The sequence below is a fragment of the Streptomyces inhibens genome, assembly GCF_003389455.1.
Taxonomy (GTDB): domain Bacteria; phylum Actinomycetota; class Actinomycetes; order Streptomycetales; family Streptomycetaceae; genus Streptomyces; species Streptomyces inhibens.
Window position 1 is genome coordinate 15159 of sequence record NZ_QUAC01000007.1, and the last position, 20011, is coordinate 35169.

The following is a 20011-nucleotide window of genomic DNA, read 5'->3' on the forward strand; positions in this document are numbered from 1 at the left end:
GGCTCCCATCAGAGATCACCGCCCGGCAGGCTCGAGCCGTCACCCTGACCGGCGTGCAGCACCTGCCAGTTGATCTCGATCTCGACGTCCGGATGGGCGGCGGCGTAGTCGCGAATCTCGTCCTGTACGTCGGCGAGAGCCCGGCTGAGTGCGTTCTCCAGCACGCTTCCGCTCTCCGCGGCCTTCACCCGCCGAGAGCGACGAGAGGCCGTCGCCGCAGTGGTCGGCGGGGAGGGCAGTGGTGGCTGGTCGTCCGTGGTCGGGCTGACACCGCTGTGACCGGTACTGGAACCGGGGGAGTTCACCTCGGGCGTCACGGCCGGCGGGGGAGGGGGCGACACAGGCGCGACAGTGCTCAGCCGTGCCGCCTCGTTGATGAGAGCCACCGCCTGACCGCGTGCCCCGTTGAGGACCGGCTTCAGGCTGGTGTCGAACTCGTTCCTCGACGCGGCCTCCGCGATCTCCGTGAGCAGTCGCTCGGACCGGTCGGCGAGGCCGTCCCCGCGGCCGGCGTACTTCCGTACACTGTCGATCAGTTCCCAGTCGGTGCCCTCCAGCGTGTCCAGCACGTCCTGGGCCGAGGAGATCACCTTGCCCAGTTCGAAGTACGTACTCACATACGTCGCCGCCGCCAGGTCCCGGGCGAGCGGTGTCGCCTCCGGAGTCTGCCTGATCCGCGCGAGGAGGTCGGCCGCGTCTCGCACCGACTGCTCGCGTGTGGTCGGCGCCTCGCCGGTGATGCCGAGGGCGGAGCGGTAGCGGGCCAGAGCCCGCCGCAGCCCGTTGACGGCATCCTCGCGCGCCTCCGCCTTGGTGCGGACATCCGCCGCGAGCGCGTTGACGTTACGGGTGAACAGCACTGTCGGCACGCTCGTGCCGAACAGCGCCGCGGCCCGCTCGTGCGCCCTGGTGTACTCCTCCTCGCTCGGCCGCTCCTGTGCCCGCAGCGCCCAGCCGGGGCCGATCTGGTCCAGCGCTGGTGCCTTGTCTGCCTTGCCGTTGTAGACCCAGGAACGGTCCGCGAGCAGGGCATAGGTCGCGATCACCAGGTTGGAGACCAGCTTGTCCAGCCCCGTCCAGCCCAGCTCGGCGATCCAGGTGCGAATGTCCTCGACCCCGAAGTCGCCCTTCGCACCGTGCTTGCCAGCTTGCTGGTCGATGTGCCGGCGCCAGTCCGTGGACACGTTCAGTGGCCCGTCGTGTACCTCGCCCAGTTCCAGCGGATGCACAATCCGCGCCAGATCACCCAGGTCTCGACTGTCGACGACGACCCGGCGTGAGCTGTCGTCCATGGCCTTGACGATCCACCCGTACGCCATCTTGAACTTCGCGGCGATGACCGGTTTGCGGCTCTCCTGACGGTCGAAGTTCGGATGCTTGGGATACATCGCGTCCAGCAGTCCGTCGGCGAGCTTCAGCAGGTTGTACTCGAAGGCTCCGCCGCCCTGGAGCTGCGGGGTGTGCCCGGCGTACAGCGCGTGGACGTGCTTGCCCTCGGTGACCTGGGCGCCCAGGTCACTCTCGTTGGCCCTGGCGATCCCGTACGCCTGATGCAGAACTTGCCCCAGTTGCGCGACGAGCGTTTCGCGCTGCGCCTCCAGCTGATGGCGGACCCGCACCTGGTCGTCGGAGCCCAGATGGGTCGCGAAGTCCTTCAAGCGGTCGCGATCGAGCAGGTAGTTGATCTTCAGTAGGCGGCCGAGCTGGGTACCCCGCTGGCTGGAGACGAAGGACGGCAGCCAGACGACGGTCGCCGCGTCCGGCTTCTCCCGCTGCAGGCGGTAGACCCGGTTCTCGTCCGCGCTGGGTGTGCCCTTCTCGTCCTCGTCGAAGGGGTAGTCGATGACCAAGCGGATCCGGTCGGGGGTGGACGGCTCGAACTGCGCGTCGGGCAGGATCTGCGGATCGCGTACGTTCTCGAAGACGAACTCCGCGGTCCGGCGCGTTCCGTGCCAGACGATCTCACGGTCGGCGACGAGCGTGCCGTTGTCGGCGATCTTCAACTCCCGCCACAGCCACTCCTGCACCCACCGTTTGCGTGCCCCGAGGGTGTCCTTCTCGCCGACGCTGTCCAGGATCGGCTCCACATCCAGGTCGGACAGATGCAGCGTGAACACCGGGTCCAGGTCATGGCCGTCGCTGCGCAGCTCTCCCGGGAACTGCGCTTGAATCTCCTGCATCCGCCTGACCACGATCCGGTCCTCCTGACCGGTGCGTGAGCGGATCGACCCATGGTTCAGCGCGTTCAGCCGCGGCCCGGTCAGCCGGGCGAGAGCCGGCACCTCGGGTGCGAGATAGGCGAGCAGCATCGTCTTGACGAAGCGTTCGTCGGCCTTGTACTTGGCGTCCTCGGCAGAACCGTACTTCTCCAGCAGGTGGTCCTTCACCTTGCCGTGGAAGCGGGTCGCCGCCTCGGCCTCACTGCGCAGCCGGTCGGTAAACGCCTCGCCCATTCCCTCGGCCAGTACGTCCCACAGGTCGCCCAGCGGGATCAGCTCGCCGACCTTCATGTCCTCGCGCCGCTGGTAGAGCATCTGCTGGAGCAGTTTGAGACCGGTGCGCTCGCGCTGGAGTGCGCCGGAGAGGGCCACCAGGACGTTGAGGAGCACGGGGGAGACGGGGTAGAGCGCCTTGAAGTCCTTCCAGTCGGCGTGGGTGACGCCATTGGCGTCGAGGAGTACGTCACGTACGGACTGGTTCGAGGTCTCGATCCGGGCGAAGGCCGCTTCGAGGGCGGCCTTCGCGGCGTCGTCCTTGGGCTTGAGGACGCGTTCCTTGATGATCTCGGGGAGGTTGCGGTCCTCCAGGCTGATCGGGTCGATACGCCCCGCCAGGTACTTGACCTGCTGCTCGAGGTTCTTGGCCTCGGCGCCGACAGCGTCCGAACCGATCAGCTCGGACAGGTCGCGCTGGCGGGAGATGAAGGAGATGACCGGCAGCGCGCGGCCGCCCGTACCTGACTCGATCAGTTTGACCAGCTTGTTGACCTCGTCGTTGACGAAGGTCCGCTCGCGCAGGTGGGCCTGGAGCCAGAGGATCAGCTCGTCGAGGAAGAGGATCAGACCGTCGTAGCCGAGGGACTTGGCGTGCCGGCTGATGATGTCCAGGCCGTTCTCCAGTGGCAGGAAAGCATTCTTCGCGCCGAGAGCACCACGGGAGTACGAGGAGTACGGACCGGACAGCAGCGCGGACGCCAGCCACTCGCGGACCTTCGGATCGGGAGACACGGCCAGGGCCTGGTCGAGGAGAGCCGGGGTCCAGATCTGCGGGGCCTCCTTGACGTCGAGGTCGACCAGGTCGTCCTCGTCGTCGGCTGCTGGGGTCTGCTGGGCGGGTGCCTTCTCCTCCTTCGGCAGCGCGGGGTTGCCGAGCCAGCGGACGAACTGCTCGTCGTCGGCGAAGAACTCCCGCTGGCGGCGGGCGTCGTCGAACATCGCGTCGGCCCGGTAGACCGGCGGCACCGGTGCGTCCGGGTGCAGCTGCCGGACCGTGCGGACGTAGCCGCCGAGGATCGCCGAGTCGAGATCGGTCGCGCCGACCAGGTGGAACGGCACCATCAGGAACTTCCGGTCCCGTAACCACGCGTCATGATCCGCGATGACCGACTGCAGCGTCGGTTTGGCGCGAGCGGCCGGGTCGTTCGAGAGAATCGCGTGCAGCACGGTCATGAAGTGGCTCTTGCCGGAGCCGAAGGAGCCGTGCAGATAGGCGGCGTCGGACGACCCCGCCCGGACGGATGCCTCGACGATCTTCAGCGCACGGCGCAGCGCCTGTTCCAGCTGCGGAGTGACCACGTACTCGCCCACGCGCTTGGCGGTCTCGTCGAAGCCGCCGGACAGCTCGATCTTGAACGACCCGGCACGGACTACCTCGGACAGGTCCAGTACGTCCCGGAGGTAGAGCTCGCCGCCGCTGCTACTCATCGTCTTCCACCATCTCCGTCGTGCCCGTTGTCTTCGTCTTCACCGCTGTGGTTGTCGCCCTACGCGCCAGGATCTTCTTCACCGGGCGCCAGTCGCTGAGTGCGGCCGGGGTGAGCCGTGCGCTCGCTAACTCCCCGTCCAGGAAGCTCTGGAACTCCTCGGCGGCCGACTCCTCACCCCACTCCTCGTCAACTTCCCCGAACCACTGCCGCAGCCAGGGCATGAGCTCCGCGATGCCGGCGAGCAGCGGTACGAGCCGCTCGGCCGGCCAGTCCTGCTGCTTGCGGCGGTCGCTGACGATGTTCAGCAGGGCGCTCGCCTGGTCGCGCTGGTCCCAGCCCGCCCAGCCGAGGAGGAGGGTCGGGTCGGAGTCGGGGTTCGCATCCGGGTAGGAGACGAAACGCTCCTTGGGCACGTCGAGCTTTCCGCGGTTCGACCAGTAGGACTGCTTGGTGAAGTCCGCGGAGGCGTACTTCGGCGGTACGGGTATGTCGAGCCGCTCCCCGGTACGGTCCTCCTCGCGCTGCTGCTCCCATACCGCCTCCCACTGCGCGCGCTTGCGCAGGCCGGTGTCCTTGTAGCGGTACGCGGCGAGGTAGGGGACGTGCTCGGCGTCCACCACGTCGGTCAGGACCTGAGTGAGGGAGAGGTTCGGCTTGCCGAGGTGGGTCGCGTAGAGGTGGGCCGTGTTGAGGATCGCGTCCGCATCGGGCCGCTTTTCGAGTTCGTCGGCGAGCTGAGCGACGGTGAGGGTGCGGGGCTGAACGAAGTCATTGAGGACGTGGAACCAGAGGGATTTGTCCTCGCATCGGTCAAGTAACCAGGTGCGGAGCGCGGCCTTTTCGCGTTTCTCCCACGGGTCGGTGGCCCAGCGCCGCTTGCACTCGGGGCGTTCGATGAGTGCGAGGTCGCGGCGGGAGGGGATGGTGTCGATACGGGCCTGCACGATGGCCTGGTACCAGTCGGGCCAGTGGGGTGGGATTTCGGTGACGGGGGTGGAACCGTGCCGGTCAAACCAGGCAGTTTCGGCCTCCACGTCGGCATCACCAGAGGCGATCTTCCGCGCCATCAGAATCTCGAACGCCCGCTCACCGAGCTTTACTTGGGGGATGGTCGTTGCGGAGAGAGAGGGATCGGTGAGTTGAGACTTCTGGCCCTCGGTGAGCAGCCCGTAGGAGTGGTACACCTCCCAGTCCAGCTCTTCCTGGAGGGCGATCATGCGCTGAGAGGTACGGTCCCACGCCTCACGAGCCGCGTCGAGGCGTGCACGTGTGGGTGCTTCCGAGGCACAGACGGCTGGGGGCTCGTGGCTGGAAAGCTCCTGCGCGAGCGAATCGAGGGAGCGACCGAGTGGCAGCGGGAGCTGTGCGGGAAGGGGGAACTCCTGAAGCTTGGTGCCGGTGAACTCGTAGAAGCTCTCCCACGCCCACCGACCGGTGGACCGCTCGCCGCCTCGGTTTCCCTTGTCCTGGCAAACCTGCTTGAGCCAGAAGCATGCCGTCGACGAGTTGAGCACGCCGAGCAAGGCAATGTGCTCGTCCTCAGTTGCCCCCTCCGGAAGTTTGATTACCGGCGCGGTCCGGTTGAACAGACGCGACTGAGTGTCGAGCGTGAAGTGGTTGTGCGTGGAAACAAAGGCGAAGGATATTCCTTTCGCAGTGGTGAGCTTGCTCGAATAGTTTTCGAGGTGGCAGTACCAAGGATATTCGTTCTCAATCACCGTCTTGCCGAAGATGACGCGGTTCGCTAGCTGTGTGCGGAATGGCCATAAGCTGTGCTTCACGAGGTGGCTATCAGGATCAATGGACAGTCGGTTCTCTTGTCCTGAATAAGGGTTCCGTACAGTAACGGAGCCAGTGAATCGGAAGTCTCGTACGGCGTCACCTGTGATCAGCGTTCGGATTACAGACTCGTCGCCGAGTCGCTGAGCGGTACCGATATCTGGAAGGAAGAAGGCGTCGTCAGCTCCAGTTGCAGTGGTCCGGCCGATACTGACGGCTCTGGAGCCAAGCTTCTCCCGACCCGACGCAACCCCGTCGACGAGTTCTCCAGCTCCACCACCACTCAGAGACCACGGGAACTGAGCGAGCTTACTACGTTCAGAATCGATCGCCGAGACCCACTCGCTCCCGCTGCCGGGTCGGTTGTACTGATCGACGATGGCTGACCAGACAAGCCCCTCAGCCGCGTTCTTCGGCTGAGACGGTTCACCCCGGATGCCGAGCACGGCACGAATGGGTTCGCCCTGGTAGGCCACCCTATTCCGCCCGACCAGAATGACTGTTGGTGTCCCATGCCCCGGGATGTAGGCCCCAGAGGTGTCGATGACCTGCGTCAGATCGACCTTCTGGTGGAACCAATCAATCAGCTTTCTGCCGAACTCCCGCTTCATGAATGAGTTGGCCGTGATCTGCCCGGTGAACCCCGCCGCGCGCTCCGACCCGCTTGCGCGCACCGCCAGTTCAAAGATGCGCTGTGCGAACGGAACCGACAGCGCGTACGTCCCCGCGCAAGTGTCGTAAGCATCCCGATAGTTCTGGTTTTCCTTCTTGTCCTTGGCCGTGATGTACGGCGGGTTTCCGACCACCACGTGATACGAACCCCGGCCCAGGAGGTCGCATCGCTCAACGAAGGTGTCGATGTCCTCGGTTCGGTACAGGAATGGCTCGCTGTCGCCTTCCCCGTCCTCTGGAAGCGTGTCGTGTTCACGCCCTGCATCCCGCCCATGCAGCAGCGAATCCCCCACCGAGATGTTGATAGGGAACTCTTTTAGTGCATCCAGCCGCCGCTTCCCCGGAGCCTCCTCTGCTGCCTTCAGTACCGCCACCAGCAGCCGGAACCGTGCGATCGCCACCGCGAACGGGTTCTTGTCGCAGCCGTGGACCGAAGCCAGCGCGCGTCGGATCAGCGTCCACTCGTCCGCTACTTTGTCCGCGTCCCGCCACTTCTCCAGTAGCCGCTCGAACATCCCCAGCAGGAAGTGCCCCGACCCGCACGCCGGATCGATCGTCCTCAGGCCCGCCGGGAGTTCGCGTAACTCACCGCGCCCGTCGCGGATCTCGACGACCGGTGACAGCCCGAATTCCGCCACCGCCGGCTCCAGTGTCAGGTCGAGGATGAACTCCTCCACGAACACTGGGGTCTGGAGCAGTGCGTAAGTCTTCCGGGCGTGCTCGCTCAGGTCTTGGTACAGGTCGCCCAGGAAGCGTGTGTCCAAGTCCTCGTCCACGAACTTGTGGACGATCTCGCCGTCCGCCCCGACTCGTCGCCAGAACTTCAACAGCCCCGTCGCCGCCTCGTACGACGGCTCGATCTCCCACAGTGGGTTGTGTGCGCGGTCGAAGAGGCCCGCGACCGTCGGATTGGTTCCCGCCAGGTGGTCGAATGCCGCGATGATCCAGTCGCGGTCGTTCTTCTCTGGGTTGGCGGCGAAGAACGCCGCGTCGTGGTCCTCCGCGTCCTTGAGGCGTTCGCCGATACCGGCTAACCACGGCCGGGCGATGAGACCGTTGTCCTCGCAGAAGCGTACGAAGACGCAGCCGAGTACCCACGCCGCCGCGACCTGCGTGACCCGCTCGTCCCGCCACGCCTCGTACGTAGCCGCCGTACGCCCTGCGGCGTATGCCCTCCCGTACTCGGCTCCCAACCGCTCCCGGTGCACGTCCACCGAGTCGCTGCCCGCCCGTAAGTCGTCCTCCAGGACCGCGACCTGCGTGCGGAGGTCCTTCAGCAGACTGTCCTTGCCACTGCCACTGCCACCGCTGCCACGCGTGCTCACTGTGCCAATCCCCCTTGAAATGCAGCCAAGTTCTTGAGGAAGTCCTCGGTCAGCACCACGCGTTCCGCGTCGCCGCCGGTCACCTCCACCGTGCGTCCGTCCAGTTCCGGTGCGCCGTGCGCGTTGTGCGAGGGGGTGAGCAGCCACAGTCCATGCGGTCGGCCGCCCGGTTTGCGGGCCTCCCGCTGGAGCCCCACCAGCAGCTCATGCCCGTCGGCGGGGTAGTAGTGTGCGAGCAGTCCGGCCGTGTGGACGAACAGCACCGTCCCCGGCTCCCGACCGGCCGCCTCCTCCAGTCGCTCCGCGACCCGGGGCCATACCCGGACCACGAACGACCGCAGCCCGCCCGGCAGTTCACCACTCCTGGTGTACCGGGTGTCCGCGCCCAGCACCTTGGACCAGTCCGTGCCGTGCTCGGTGGCCAGCGCCCGGAACTCTTCCAGGAAGACCCGCGCCAGATTCACCGAAAGCACCGGGAACGCACTCGCGATCGCCTCCGACACCGATCCGCTCTCGCTCCGCATCCGCTTGACCGCCACGTTCAGCGCGAGGAAACCGCCGTCCCCTACCGCGGAGTTGAGCTTCGCGGTGAGCAGGGCCACCGGGTCCCGCCCGGCCCCCGCCCTCGCCGCCTGCGCGCGGGAGGCCGTCGTCACCGTGCCCGTGGAGGACGAGTACAGCCAACTGCTGCCGCCGCCCACCGGTGCGACCGGCATTGGCGGCTTGAAACGCTGCTCGGCCGTCTCGTACGTCAGCGAGAAGCCGGCTTTCTTCAGCGCGTCCTCGACCTCGACATACGTGGGCTTGCCGAGCGCCATCTCGGGGAAGCGCGAACGCAGCCGGGCCAGCAGCCCATCCAGGCTGATGCCGACCTCGCGGCGAACACCCGCCGCGGCCTGCGAGATCTGCAAGGCTCGCCACAGCTCCAGCGCCTTGGGGTACACCTCAAGGCGCGGTGAAGCGGCCGCCTCCACCGAGGTCGCCGCGGCGAGTGTGACCAGCCGGGCGTCGGGCAGCGGGTCCATGCCCTCGGGCGTGCCCACGGCTCGCAGGTCGCGCAGCGCCGCACTCCGGTCGGGAAGGGGATCGGTGTCGGCGATCTTCTCGGCCGCGTCGCCTAACGCTATGGCATACGCGGCGAGTTCATCCGGTGTCGGGTCGTCGGAGCCGTCCAGCGACTCCAGGGCCACGATCAGCCGTCCCCGGCGCCGAAACTGTGCGAGTCGGGGCTCGTGCTCCTCGTCGCGGCCGGTGAGCAGCGTCTCGGCGGTGACTGCCGCCCGTACGACGGCGAGCGCGGCGGCCTCCGAGCCCTCGCTGGTCTCACTCTCCGAGCCATGACCGGCGGCGATTACCCGGGCCAGTTCGCGGGCGGTCATCACGCGGCCGGCGTCCCGAACCGCGTCGACCAGTTCACTGCACAGGATGTCCATCCAGCCTGCCTTGGCCCAGTCGCCGATGGCTGAGCCGAGGTGCTTGGAGACTGTGTACTCAGAGGCTTTGACCGCCTCCGCGACCTGCCGGTTGGTCGGCCAGGTGCCGATTTCCGACTTGCCGTCGAGCCCGAGCCAAGCCGCGACCACTTGCGGTCGCTTGTTGTCCTTGCGGCCCGTCGGCTCCGGGTTGAGGAGGGCCGCGAGCCGCTCCACGTTCTGCCGGGCCTCGTGCTGCGCGCCGAGCTTGTCGTCCGTGAAGGGCATGACAGTCTCAACCGGCTTTTCCGGCACGGCAGTCGCGGCTTTGGACTTCTTCGGACGGAGCGCCGCTGTCCACTGCCGGTGCCGCCGGTTGAGCTCCTTCTTCACGACCGCGCCGATCCCGCGCTTGTTGCGGAAGTGGGGCAGCGGTACGTCGAGCAGCTCGCCGACCGTCACCGCGCCGAGTTCCTCGGCCACCGCCGCCGCCCGCTCGGTCAGCCCCGCGTCCCTGAGCGTGGTGGAGAGCTTCGCCTTGTCCGCGTACACATCCCGGATGTCGTCCTCGGACAACCCCTCAGGCAGCCCCCCGACCCCCAGGAGCGACACGGTGTCCGTGGTCGGAGGCGGCTGGGTACGGTCGGCGGCGGTGAAGATCGCCCGCCAGGCGTCCCGCATCTGCCGCAGTGTTTCGAAGCGGCGGTTGACGTCCCGGTGGAGAGCCCGTTCGAAGAACGTCTCAAGCCCCGGACGCAGTACGGCTATGAAGGCATCGGAGGCGAGGAGTGGCGTTTCGTCCTTCATGGCGGTCAGCGGATCGTCGGTGCCATTGCCCCAGGTGGGCCGCTCGGCGGCGGCCATCTCGTGCAGGACGACGGCAGCTGCGTACCGCTCCGCGTAGTCGTCGTACACAGGCCGCCGTGCGTCACCCAGGAACGGATCGAGATAGCCGCGGGTGCCCGCCTTGATGTCACGGTCGGAGACGGCCGCCAGCGAGAAGTCGAACAGCATCAGCTGTTGCTCGCCGTCCTCCCTGACCTTGATCCCGAGGTTGTCGGGTTTGAGGTCGCGGTGGCGCATGCCTCTGGCCGCCAGGTCGTCCAGCGCAGTGAAGAGGTCCTCGCCGCAGGACGCCAACTCCTCGTAGCCCAGCGGCCCGTGGCTGCGCAGCCGCCGACCCAGCGTCTCCTGGCCCGCGTACTCCAGGGCCAGGACGGTTCGGCCGGCGAGGGTGCGTGGACCCTCGTACAGTTTGACGATGCGGCCGCTGCTGACCTGCTGCAGGGCTGAGGCCTCGGAGGTCAGACGCTCGTTCTTCTCCGCGTCCAGAGCGACCTTGAGGACCCGTTCTTCCTCCACTCTCCGTCCACGTTCGTCTTCGCTGACGCGGGTCACATACAGGGCGCGCGCGGTGGCGCCCGTGCCGAGCACCCGTTCCACCGTCCAGTCGCCGTCGACGGCCTGTCCGGGGGTGGCGTCGAGAGGGTCGGCCTCCACGGCGATGGCCTGGGCGGCCCGGGCCTGCTCGGCCTCGTCCAGGCGGGCGAGGAAAGCGTCGGCGGAGTCGAGGCGATCGTCGACCGAGGCCCGGGTGGCGGCGTACACCAGCTCGTCGAGGCCGGAGTCGACGGCGTCGCTGACCGCGTACATGTGCAGTCCGCCGTCGGCTTGGAGCCGCTCCTTGAGCGCGGTACGGGTTTCGGCGGGCGGCATCCCCGTCAGGATGTGGTGGGCGACCGCGCCGAGGCCGAAGACGTCCAGGTCCACCGGGTCGGGGAAGTCGGCGTCGGTCTCGGGCGCGAGGTAGCACTGGGCGGCGTCCTCGATGTGCTCCCCGGTGAAGGAGGACTCGCCGAGCGAGCGTAGCGAGGTGGTGTCGAAGTCGCGTGCGGACGCCTGCCAGTCGATGATCCGCAACACCGGGTTGCTGCCGTTCTCCCGCGCGCTGACGTACACCGAGCGGGCAGCCAGCGCGCGGTGGTAGAGCGAGCGGCGGTGGGCGTAGCGGACGGCCTCGGCGAGCTGGCGGACCATGTCGCGGCGTATCGCGTCGGTGAGCTTCGCGCCGTACACAGCAAGGTAGTTGTCCAGGCGCAGATCGCTCTCACGGTGACGGAACAGGATCGCCGGACCGCCCTGGTGCTGGCGGAGGGTGACGGCCTGGGCGATACCGCGGTGGGTGATGCCCTGGAGCACCTGGTACTCGCGCTCTGCGGCCCGGGTGGCGGAGCGGCGCTTCTCCTCGCTCGCTAACTGCTCGACGAGGTAGACCCGGACCCGGCCCTCCTCGTGGATCATCTCCTTGCGCTCCGCGAGCCGGTCCTCCCAGGTGGGGCCCGCGTCCAAGGGGCGGGAGGAGAGCTTCCAGCCATCGCCGAAGTCGAGGTGGGCGGTGGAGGCCCGCACCCCGATCTTCTTCATCAACGCGGGCAGGTGCCGGGCGAAGTTCTCGGTGATCCGCCAGTTCTCGCGCTCCGGTGGCAGGCTCAGGAAGTGGTCCCAGATGCCGGGCAGCCCCGTCCTGGAGCCGTCACGCCCGTACACATGAGTGCGCTGCACCGTGTCCAGCTCGCTGTCAAGCAGTGGGTCGGAGAGGAAGACGGCCGGGTCGATGCGCGGTATCCGTTCCCCCGGACAGATCTCGCGGGCGGCTTCCTGGAGGCGGGACTTGAGTTCTTTGGACTTCAGGTCGGTGAGGTGCAGCGGATTGCGGATCGTGCGGATCCGGCCGTCGGGTGCGTGGAAGCTCCAGGTGTCGCCGCTGTTGACGACCCGGCCCGGGTGCCCCTTCAACTCGACCAGGTACAGGCCGCGGGGTACGACGATGAAGAGATCGCACTCATTGATACGGCCGCTCATGGCGGTGAAGGAGAAGGTCGCCCAGGCGTAGTGCGGGGCGGTGACCGGCATCCGCTGCTTGATGTGATCGAGGGCCGCCTGCTCCCAGGGGAACGGTGACGGCCGCGTCTGGTACCAGCGTTTCACCTGAGGTGGACCGGGCTTGGGGGTCGCCTGGCCGGCTGCTGCCGCCACCACCGTTCACCGCACCTTTCATCTGTCCGATCCACCCGCCTATCGACGTGATCCGTGGGGAGCGTGATGGGATGTAGTGAATCGCGACATGTTCAGATCGTCAGACAAGTGAATGGGACATCTTGCCAGGTGGGAGGAGGTGCCGCAGGGCTCAGGTGCAAAGCTGGGACGGTTGCGAGGCGAACGAGATTGAGATTGTCGCGATCAGGCCATTCTGTGGCCGGTATGTCATGCGTCACGGCGCGTCTGCCTACGATCATGTGGCACTCAATGAGCCGCAGGCGGGGGAGATGGATATGGCCGGGACGGTACGCAAGCGAACCGTGTTCTTCTTCGAGATCGTCGAAGCCAAACGCGGCCAGCCCCGCATGGAGCCCCAGCCCTGGAGAGACTTCCTTGACCATGTCGCGGTCTCGGAGCCGCACGAGCGGATCGTGCGCAGCGCGGACGATCAGCTGGTCGGGATCGTGGATACGGCCACCGCGGCCGACCATCTGCAGCTCGCGAAGATCACCGGTGAGGTGCCGCACCAGCTCGACCACAGCAATGGCACCATTGAAGCTCTACAGCTCGCGGCCGGCACGGATGTCGTCCATGTGACCACGCTCTGCTTCCTTCCGTACGGAAACATCATCGGCGCCTTGCACGGCGGCTTCTCCGCGCCGCGCGTCAGCGCCATCACCAAGTGGCTGAACGGGATTGGACTCCCGTGTGGCGAGGTCGTACTCAAGCCGGTCATTCACGCGCGAGCCCGTGAGAAACTCAACCGCATCGAGGCGGTGTCGGAGTTCACCGTGCAACTCGAAGGCGCCCCGGCGGACACGGTCAGTGCCTTGAGAGCGCGAGGCGATCTCGCGGACTCGCTGCGGAGTTTCGGGCAGCGTCATCCCGACACCTCCATCACACTCTCGCTGAAGGTTCCCAGGCGCGGGGGACGGCTGAGCAAGCTCCGCAGGAACCGTGCCGCGACCCAACTGCGCAGCGATGTACTGCAGTTCATTCCCGACCTCGATGAGTGGATGGACGAGTCGGGTGTGGTGCGCTCGGTCAGCGGCCAGGTCGCCATACGGGACCCGCACCGACAGTCCCTGGAGTACGAGCCGCTCGACTTCCTGGCACACCCGCATCACAGCGCAGTGCGATGTGCCGGTCGCGTTCACTGACGGCCGATCGGTCGATCTGCGCTACGCCGTCGACGCGATTTTCGCTGCGGCCCGCACGCATGAAAGTGCGCTCCAGGAAGCCTGTCAGTATGGGCCGCTAACCTGAGCAGCAGTTCAGGGCTGGGGGCGACGTGCTGGATTGGCTGTGGCGACGATGGGTTGGGCGGCCGGCGGTGGACTGGGTCCTCGCGCTGACGGTCACCGGCGTGCATTTGGCGGTTGTGCAGGTCGCAGGTGGCGGGGATGTGCTGGCCTGGCCCGACAGGGAACAGCGGATCGCTGCCTACACTGCGACGGCGACCGTCGCCGCCGTCGTCGGCAGCTTCATCACCGCGGCCGTTACCCTGTACGCCGCATCCACCGGGCAGCGGATGCGTACGCTGCGCACGCATCCCGTACAGGGGCCGCAGTTCCGTCGGAACTGGATGAGCATCCTCAGCGCGACGCTGGTGATCTCAGGACTGTGCCTGCTGGCCATCATCCTCGACACGACGCAGCGGGACCCAGGCGGGACACACTGGTTGGCCGAGGTGGCCATAGCCCTGGGGGTGGTACGCGCCACGCGGCTGGTGTGGCTGTTCGGCAAAGTCATCACGGGTGGCGACATCGATCTCGCGGACGTTGCACTCACTCCGTCGGGGCCGCCCCCGACGCCGCCGCCAGTGCCGGGGCGGCGGCCGGGAGTGTGAGGGGCGCTGGGGCGGATCCTCTGCGCGCTGGAAGGGCAATCCGCTGCGTGCGGGTTCGAGACCCTTCGCCGAGCTGGGGCGGATCGGGCTCGCACTCGCAGGGCCCGTCCGTCCGGGACGTGTTCGGGACGAGTTCGGGACGCAAGGACAGGAACAGACCGACAAAGACGAAGGGATGCCGACACGGCTTGTTCCGTCTGACCAGTGGAAACGTCATGGATGAGCGTAGATCGACAAGGGCCGCCAAGATCCTCAAAGGACTCATAATCCGTCGGCCGTGGGTTCGAGTCCCACCCGCCCCACTCCGGCTCCCAGGGCGAAGATCCTTTCTACCTGGGGGAGACGCAGAAAGAAGGGCCGCCACGCGAGCGTGGCGGCCCTTCTGCACCCCGTTGGACCAAGATCCAGGGGACGCACAGGGGGCACGTCGGGGACACGCGGACGAATCCGGGGGACGGCAGCCCCTGCGGCAGCTCCCACTCGTCGATGTCTGCCGCTGCAGAGCGGGCGATCGTGAAGCGGACGAGTGAGAAGTGCGGCCGCTTGTCCTCCGGGTACCCCTGACGGCGCCCACTTGTCGCCGGAGTACCGGGCCCGTGGGCGAAGATCACCGTCACGTTGCCCCGCCAGGCCGTGCCGGGGATCTCCAGCGGGCCGTGCACCTCGTCCGAGACTTCTCGGGGGACCACAGAGAGGACGGACACGGCCTCGGCGCGCATCACCCCCGGCAGGACGCTCGTACAGGTGTCCGAGGTGATCTGGCGCGGGTCCGTCGGAAGCTGTTCCCGAGGTGATACGCGCCCTTGGTGAAGAAGATTGCTAGATTCTTTGGCGAGGGGGCGGTCGCCGAGCCCAAGTGAGGCTCTCTCCCGTCGACTTGAGGGAACGCCCCAGCTGTCGTTCCTGTACTCGGTTGGGGGAGCCCTCGTGGCGAATGGCGTTGGTTCAGGAAGATCGCCTTCCGGCATATCGGCACGGCAGTCCGAGCCGGCGTCGACCAGCGACGCATCGGGGTATGCCTCGGGTCGCCCCAAGGCCGGATGGGCCACTCCCGTCTGAGGGAAGTCGCAGTGACGTGGCATCAATGACCTGGATGCCGCCGAGGCGTTCGGTCGGGCCGGCCAGACCGCGCCTGACACATCACTAATGGGGGGAACAGTGCGGCACGGTCGCATATCCATCTGCGCCGGTCCGGCCGTCCTTGCGCTCGCTCTCGGGCTGTGGGGCATCACGCGCGAGCACAGCATGTGGCGGGATGAGGCGGCGACCTGGCAGGCAGCGCATCGGTCGCTGGCCGCGATAGGACACATGGTCGGTCAGGTCGACGTCGTCCATGGCCTTTACTACGCGGTGANAGCGCATCGGTCGCTGGCCGCGATAGGACACATGGTCGGTCAGGTCGACGTCGTCCATGGCCTTTACTACGCGGTGATGCACGGAGTGTTCGCGCCCTCTTCGGCGACAGTCTGGTCACCCTGCGGCTGCCTTCGGTGCTCGCCACTGCCGCCGCGTGCGGACTGACCGCGCTGGTCGGCGCCCGGCTCTCGGATCGCCGGGTCGGGATGGGGGCAGGGCTCGCCCTGGCGGTGATTCCAGCAGTCCAGCAGCACGCCCAGGAGGGGCGGTCGTACGCCCTTGTCCTCGCCTTCGTGGTACTCGCGACCTGGCTGCTGGTAGGCGCCCTTGAGCGGCCGGGCGTTCGGCGGTGGGCCTGGTATGCGGCGGCCACGCTGATCGCCGCGTTGCTCAACTGGTTCTCGCTGCTCGCGCTTGTCGCACATGCCGTCACCATGGTGTACGTCCGCCCTGGCCGAACTCGGTTTGTCGGGTGGGCGCTTGCCGCCTCCGGGGCTGTTGCTGCGGCCTTGCCGTTGATCCTGGCCAGCCGGGCCCAAGCCTCGCAGGTCTCCTGGATCAAGCCGCTCGGCTGGTCGACGGTGCTCGGTGTGCTGATCACCGTAACGATCGCAGCCCTCTGCACGCGCCTGCCGCATGCGCGCCTGTCACAGAGCATGCGCGAGGAAGTGCCGCATGCACGCGTGAACCTCGCAGCCGTCGCGCTCCCGCTCTGTGCGGTGCCGCAGGTCGGCCTGGCGTTGGTCTCGCTCGTCAAACCTCTCTACATCACCCGCTATGTACTGTTCGCGTACGTAGGTCTCGCGCTCCTCATCGGCGCCCTACTGGCCACGACCGCCGCGCGTCTGAGAACACACGCCCGCGTGCTGCTCCCCGCCGCCGTCGCCCTGGCGCTCCTGGCGTTTCTCCCGATAGAGCTCCGTCTGCGTACGGAACAGAGCCGCGTCGACGACGTACTCACCGCGGCGGCCACGGTCGGTCATGTCCGCGACGCCACCGACGGCGTCCTCTACATTCCCGCCGCGCGCCGCGACACCGCCCTCGTCTCGCCCCGCGAGTTCGCAGGCCTGCGGGATCTCGCCCTGGCCCAGGGGCCGGTGGAGTCAGGCACGTTGAAGGGCATAGAGGCCGGACCGCGCGACATAGAGCGGGCCATGCTGGGTGCACGGCGGATAGTGCTCGTCACCGATCCTGGGCCGAGCCAGGCCGACTCCGCACGCGACCTCGCCAAGCAGCGTGTTCTGGACGAACACTTCGTGCGCCGCTCGGACAGTGTCGAACGGGGCCGCCGGGTGAGCGTCTACGAACGACGTGAGCCGGAACGACCCGCATCCAGTGCTGCCTGACCCGACGGTGACCCGGCCCAGGGCTCTGTGGCGCCTCATGGCCGGCCGGTCACTGCTTGAAGACCAGGACGATGCCGCGGCTGCTCTGCAGCTGGGACGTGCCGATGAACTGCACACCGCCGGCCGCGGTCACCTGGAAGGACAGATGCGCCTCGCGCAGCGGCAGCGGCCCGCCGCGCGCGGCGACGTCGGTGAACAGCTGCTGTAGCGAGTCCACCGCCTCGGCCAGGTTCTTGCGCAGGGGGCCCAGCGGTACGTTCCGTAAGGCGGTGTCGCCGCTGTCCCCGAAAAGCCCCATCAAGTCCCTGGGCTCTTCGTTCTCGTCGTCGAACGACACCCAGAAAGGCAGCGTCGGTTCGCTGAGCGGTGGTTCGGATTCCTGCATGACGTCCCCCCTCGTCCGATGCGTCAACTCTAGTGAAAACGTGGTTGGTTCACGTGGAGAGTGGCGGGATTGAGGTGGGCGACCGGCCCGGCTGCGCGCGCATCGGTCAGCGCAGCCGTTGGTCAGGAGCTGGAGGGGTGTCGCGGCGGAACAGGGCCGTCCAGAGGAAGGACTCGCCGAAGTACGGGGACTCGGGCGGTTCGTCGTGCATACGGCGCAGCTCCACCTCCGTCAGCTCGGAGAAGATCCAGCGCAAGGACTCCGGCGTGTAGGCGAGTCCGCCGTGGAGGCGGGACTGGCGGTAGAAGGCCGCGTCGGGGAGTTCGGAGCCCATCTCTCCGGCCGCGAAGGCGGTGAGGGCGAGATGGCCGCCGGGGGCGAGGCTGCGGTCGAGGAGGCGGAGGTAGCTGATGCGGCGGTGCGGCGGCAGATGGTGGAAGCAGCCCGAATCGTGGATCAGGTCGTACGGGCCGCCCAGCTCGGCCGCGGTGAGGGTGAAGGCGTCGCCGCAGTGGAACCGGATGTCGGCCCCGGCCTCGCGGGCGCGCTCCTCGCCCCAGGCGACGGCCGTCGGGGAGAGGTCGACGGCGTCCACCCGGAAACCCAGGGAGGCCAGATGGAGGGCGTTACGGCCCGGACCGCAGCCCAGATCGAGAGCCCGGCCCGGGGTGATCAGACCTCTGTCGAGGTACGAGGCCAGACTCTCGTCCGGCTTCGCCACGAAGAACGGCACCGGCCTGGAGCGGTCGGAGTAGAAGCCGTCCCACCAGGTGGCCGCGTCAGCCGTCCAGCGGTCGGCTTCCGGCGCGAACAGGTCGTCCAGGAGCTTCAGCACATCGTCGACCGTGCGGATGTTCCGGTCCATGCGGGTCCCCTTCCGTGTGGGGGAGACGGTAGGGCCGAACGAGGCAAAAGCCGAGCTCAGGACCCTTGGGGCGAGGGCGTGGACGGGCGTTTGCGAGGGCTGGGAGGGAGGGGGGAGGGGGTCAGTCGCAGGTGTGTATGTGCGGTCGTTCGTGTCGCCGTGGAAGCCCGTCATGGAGGCTTTCTGGGCAGCGGTCAGGTGGGTTTCTGGGGGATTTTCCGGGGGGTGCTGCCCAGGGCGGTCTGTTGTCGAATGGCTGCCGTCCAGGGCCAGTTCACTGGTGGCTGTGGTGGCTGTGGTGGCTGTGGTGGCTGTGGCGGTCGTGGTCGTTGCTGTGGCCGCGGTGGCGTCGGTGGTAGGAGAGGGTGACGGCCGCTAGGAGGGGGCCCCAGGCCATCAGGGGGAGGTAGCAGGCCTGCATCAGTGCGAGATGAGCGCCGTGCAGGCCGTTGTCGAGGTGGTCGAGCAGGAGCCATTGCGCGAGGGGCAGCGCGGTGAGGAGGAGGGAGAGGAGCGTCGCGCCGATGGCGGCGGCGGTCACGGCCAGTTTGGGGATGACCGGGCGCCCGCCGAGGAGCGGCAGCCAGCGCGGGACGACCTGACCCCAGGGGCGTACGAGGCCGAGCGTGAGGAACGCGAGCGCTTCGGACAGCAGGCTGAGGGCGATCATGTACAGCGTGCCCCAGCCGGGGGAGTCGTAGTCCTGCCGCAGTACGGCCGCGCTGTAGCCCAGGGGAACGCCTGCTGCGAGGGCCAGTCGCCACAGGGACGAGGGGAGGACGCAGACGACGGTCAGGTGTGCGGTGCGGATCGCCCAGCGGGGCGGTGGCGAAGGGGAGGCGGTGGCGGCGGTGATGGTGGGCGTATCGAGCGTCGGTTTGTCGGTGTTCACAAGCAGCATGGTGTCCGGGGGATGTGGGGCTCGGCATCGTTCTAGAGAGGTATCTCTAAAAACGCGAGGATGAGTTCGGCTGCCGAGCGGTGGGATCCGGCCGTTGTTCGCTTCGGGGCCCGGGGGCGGGGTGCTGATCTGCCACGATGAGGCGCCCTGGCGGCGAGGTGAGGAGTGCTTGGTGAGCGCAGCTCGGGTCAGTTCGGCCGTGATGACGCATCCGGTGCGCAGGGAGCAGGCCGCGGCGCTGTCCGCCCGGCTCGGTCTCGGCGGGCTGGCGATGGACCCGGATCCGGAGGGTGCGCCGTCGGCGTTACGGACCGCGCTGGTCGCCTGGTCGGCGGCGTCCGCGGAGGCCAGTCACCATCTGGTCGTACAGGACGATGTGGCCGCGCCCCGCGAGCTGCTCGACCTCGTCGCCGGGTCCGTGGCGCGGTTCCCGGACGAGGCCCTGATCTTCTACACCAACTGGCATGCGCGCAACGGCTCCGCGGCCCGGCTGGCCGCGCTGGCGGGCGCGGGCTGGGTCCGCGCCGTACCCGAGGAGTTCGCTCCGACGCTGGCCATCTGTCTGCCCGCGGAACGGGCGGCCGGATTCCGGCGGTTCGCCCAGGACAGCACGGAGCGCCATGACGACGAGGTGATGGCCGCCTTCCTCCGTACGGTGGGCCGGGCGGGGCTGCTGGCCGTACCCAATGTGGTGGAGCACATCGGCACCAGCAGCATCAACGGGCATGCGGCACAGGGGGTTCGGCTGGCCGCCTGCCCGGTCGGTGCCGCGGATGCCCGGCCGCTGCTGTGCCACGGGTGGGTTCTGGAGGAGCTGGACTGGCTGCCGTACATGAGGTACGGGGAGGGGTATCTGCGGCCGGCCGGGCCGGAGGCGCTCGCCGATCCCCGGCGGCACACCAGGTGGCAGGAGGCGCTGCCGGCCACCGGCCTCACGGAGGGGCAGGTACGGGAGATCGCGCGGCGCCACCGGCCGGCGGATGCGGAGGGGGAGGTACGGCGCCTGTTCGGCGCGAGCTTCGCGGACGAGCTGTGGATCCACTGTCTGCTGCTGGGCAGGCAGGCCGAGGACGCCGCGCGTCGCCATGCCCCGCGCCCCAGGGGCGGCCGGGCCGGTGGCGCGCGGCTGCGTGCCGCGGCGCTGTCCACGGTCGGCC

General features: G+C 67.9%; 10 protein-coding genes. 4 read left to right on the forward strand and 6 right to left on the reverse strand.

Annotation, left to right across the window (positions count from 1 at the left end; translation table 11 throughout):
• Positions 1–8 precede the first annotated feature (8 nt).
• From DY245_RS00990 to pglW, 3 genes are read right to left on the reverse strand one after another with little or no spacing between them, the layout of a single operon-like run.
• A complete protein-coding gene (locus DY245_RS00990; protein ID WP_128502442.1) occupies positions 9–3923 on the reverse strand; it encodes a BREX-2 system ATPase PglY family protein in 3915 nt (1304 codons plus the stop codon).
• Positions 3916–7701, reverse strand: coding sequence for a BREX-2 system adenine-specific DNA-methyltransferase PglX (pglX, locus tag DY245_RS00995; RefSeq protein ID WP_220377833.1), 3786 nt, complete (start codon positions 7699–7701; stop codon positions 3916–3918). Before pglX ends, DY245_RS00990 begins: the two co-directional genes overlap by 8 nt.
• Positions 7698–12152: a BREX system serine/threonine kinase PglW gene (gene pglW / locus DY245_RS01000; protein WP_244942748.1), complete on the reverse strand. Its 4455-nt coding sequence runs from the start codon at positions 12150–12152 to the stop codon at positions 7698–7700. Before pglW ends, pglX begins: the two co-directional genes overlap by 4 nt.
• Positions 12153–12304: 152 nt before the next feature.
• Here pglW and DY245_RS01005 point away from each other — a divergent pair, with 152 nt between their 5' ends.
• The 3 genes from DY245_RS01005 (at position 12305) to DY245_RS01015 (ending at position 16703) form a co-directional block, all read left to right on the forward strand.
• Positions 12305–13312 carry a hypothetical protein gene (locus tag DY245_RS01005; protein ID WP_128502443.1) on the forward strand — a complete coding sequence of 336 codons (1008 nt, stop codon included), beginning with the start codon at positions 12305–12307 and terminating at the stop codon, positions 13310–13312.
• Between the two features lie 173 nt (positions 13313–13485).
• Positions 13486–14001: a hypothetical protein gene (locus DY245_RS01010; RefSeq protein ID WP_181923454.1), complete on the forward strand. Its 516-nt coding sequence runs from the start codon at positions 13486–13488 to the stop codon at positions 13999–14001.
• Positions 14002–15491: 1490 nt separating this feature from the next.
• Positions 15492–16703, forward strand: coding sequence for a hypothetical protein (locus DY245_RS01015; RefSeq protein WP_244942749.1), 1212 nt, complete (start codon positions 15492–15494; stop codon positions 16701–16703).
• 49 nt (positions 16704–16752) lie between these two features.
• Here DY245_RS01015 and DY245_RS01020 read toward each other — a convergent pair whose 3' ends face one another.
• The 3 genes from DY245_RS01020 to DY245_RS01030 form a co-directional block, all read right to left on the reverse strand.
• Positions 16753–17088, reverse strand: a complete 336-nt coding sequence (locus DY245_RS01020; RefSeq protein WP_128502444.1) for a Pepco domain-containing protein — start codon at positions 17086–17088, stop codon at positions 16753–16755.
• Between the two features lie 106 nt (positions 17089–17194).
• Positions 17195–17953 (reverse strand): class I SAM-dependent methyltransferase, encoded by a 759-nt coding sequence (locus DY245_RS01025; RefSeq protein ID WP_128502445.1) that lies wholly within the window; start codon positions 17951–17953, stop codon positions 17195–17197.
• 274 nt (positions 17954–18227) lie between these two features.
• On the reverse strand, positions 18228–18845 hold the full coding sequence (locus DY245_RS01030) for a hypothetical protein (RefSeq protein WP_220377834.1): 618 nt from the start codon (positions 18843–18845) through the stop codon (positions 18228–18230).
• A 181-nt stretch (positions 18846–19026) separates the two neighbouring features.
• On the opposite strand from DY245_RS01030, the gene DY245_RS01035 reads away from it, so the two are divergent.
• On the forward strand, positions 19027–20011 hold a 985-nt coding region (locus tag DY245_RS01035; RefSeq protein ID WP_181923455.1), incomplete at its 3' end, for a hypothetical protein.